This window comes from Succinivibrio sp. (assembly GCF_045124615.1).
Taxonomy (GTDB): domain Bacteria; phylum Pseudomonadota; class Gammaproteobacteria; order Enterobacterales; family Succinivibrionaceae; genus Succinivibrio; species Succinivibrio faecicola.
The window spans coordinates 1-2,113 of record NZ_JBGVMC010000059.1 but is presented as its reverse complement, the minus strand read 5'-3'; the positions used below and the strand labels follow the sequence as shown (position 1 = coordinate 2,113).

1 protein-coding gene is annotated in these 2,113 nt (G+C 30.1%); it reads left to right on the top strand.

Annotated elements, in window-relative coordinates:
- The first annotated feature begins 630 nt into the window (after positions 1-630).
- Entirely contained in the window at positions 631-1,977 is a 1,347-nt protein-coding gene (locus ACJML3_RS01500) for an ATP-binding protein (RefSeq protein WP_406020008.1), read from the top strand.
- Positions 1,978-2,113 lie beyond the last annotated feature (136 nt).

Sequence of the window (2,113 nt, the reverse complement as noted above, 5' to 3'; positions counted from 1 at the left end):
TTCAATCTGAGCCATGATCAAACTCTTCGAAAATAAAGATTTTGATTTTTTGTGTTCCTTCAGCTCTCGCTTTCAACACTTCGTTTTTTGTCCCTCTTCCGAGGGCCCACACAGATTGTCCGTACTGATTTTTAAAGATCTACATCAACGCCTTGTTAATGTTCGTTATCGTTTGTGACAACGGAAATGCATTATAGACTTTTTTTGAAAGCTGTCAAACTTTTTTTTAATTTTTTTTTGAATTCTTATTAAATATACCGTCTCTATGTTTTTTTTATGCTTGTAAATACTAGTACAAAAGTAATTTCAATGAGTCTTATTTGGATCAGATTCAACTAGAATTGAATCATTATTATCTACTCATATTAAAATTCAATAAAAGTGTGATTATAGTACACATATTTATATATAATTATGTGATAATTTAGTAAAATACTAGCATAATTATGTGATTACAGATATATATCCTTTTGAATTATAAATAAATTTATTAGGTCTTGTATTATCTATATTTTTTACTGTTAATATCATACTAAAATAAGATAATGCTTTATTATTTTGGAATTTTCAGCATATAAATTTCAATTTAAGAGTAATAGTCTTTTTACTGTTTATAAAACTATTTTTATTATGCAAAGATTTGCTTTAACAAAACTATTAGCATGGAAAGAATCTCCATACAGAAAACCACTGATCCTAAAAGGTATTCGCCAGGTTGGAAAAACATGGCTATTAAAGGAATTCGGAAAGCTTTATTATGAAAATACAGCTTATTTTAATTTTGATGAGAATGAAGACTTAAAACAGTTTTTTGAAACTACTAAAGATGTTCATAGAATCATGCAAAACTTAATGCTTGCAAGTGGCACTAAAATTTTGCCTAATAAAACACTTATCATTTTTGATGAAATTCAGGACAGTCCAAAAGTGATTAACTCATTAAAGTACTTTTGTGAGAATGCACCTGAATACCATATTGCATGTGCAGGTTCGCTCTTAGGTGTCACTTTAGCAAAACCTGCATCCTTTCCTGTAGGCAAAGTTAACTTTTTGCAAATTCATCCTATGACCTTCACAGAGTTTTTACTAGCATCAAAAGATGATAACTTAATTGAATACTTACAATCAATAAAAAATATTGAACCTATTCCTGATGTCTTTTTCAACAGGCTGTATGAAAAACTAAAGATGTACTACGTTACAGGAGGAATGCCTGAGCCTGTAAAAAGGTGGTGTGAAAATAATGATGTTGATGCTATGCAGGATTGTATTTCGTCAATTTTAACAGCATATCAAAGAGATTTTGCAAAACATCCTAATATCAATGAATATCCTAAAATATCGATTATATTCAGATCGATACCATCTCAACTTGCAAGAGAGAACAAGAAATTTCTTTACAAAGTCGTAAAAACAGGAGCTAGAGCCAGAGAATATGAAGATGCGCTTCAATGGCTAATTGATGGCGGAATTGTGCATAAAGTATACAGATGTAGTACTCCATCATTACCTCTGAGTGCATATGATGATCTATCTTCATTCAAGATATATCTTGCTGATGTTGGACTTTTAAGATCTCTTTGTCAGCTGTCTGTAACTGCTTTTGGTGAGAAAAACAGATTATTCACTGAATTTAAAGGAGCTCTAACAGAGAACTTTGTACTGCAAAGCTTGATAGCTCAAAGTGATATTATGCCTCGCTACTGGTCACAGACTAATCCATCTTATGAAGTTGATTTTCTTATTCAAAAGGATAATGATATTTATCCTGTTGAAGTTAAAGCTGAAAATAATGTTCACTCAACAAGCTTGAAAAAATATAAGGAGCTTTTTTCCGAATCAGTAAAGTTACGAGTAAGATTCTCTTTGGAAAATTTGAAACTTGATGGAGATGTTTTAAACATTCCACTTTTCTTGATTGATTATACTGATGATCTGATTAAGATAGCTTTAAAATCCAAAGATAACAACGATTAAATCCACTAAAAAAAGAAAAGATGAGCATGAGAAAGATCTGTTCTCTATCTCAATATGTATGATTTAATAATGAATGATTTAATGTCTGATAAAAATAAATCGAGAAGCATATAACAAGAACAGATCTATTATTTTT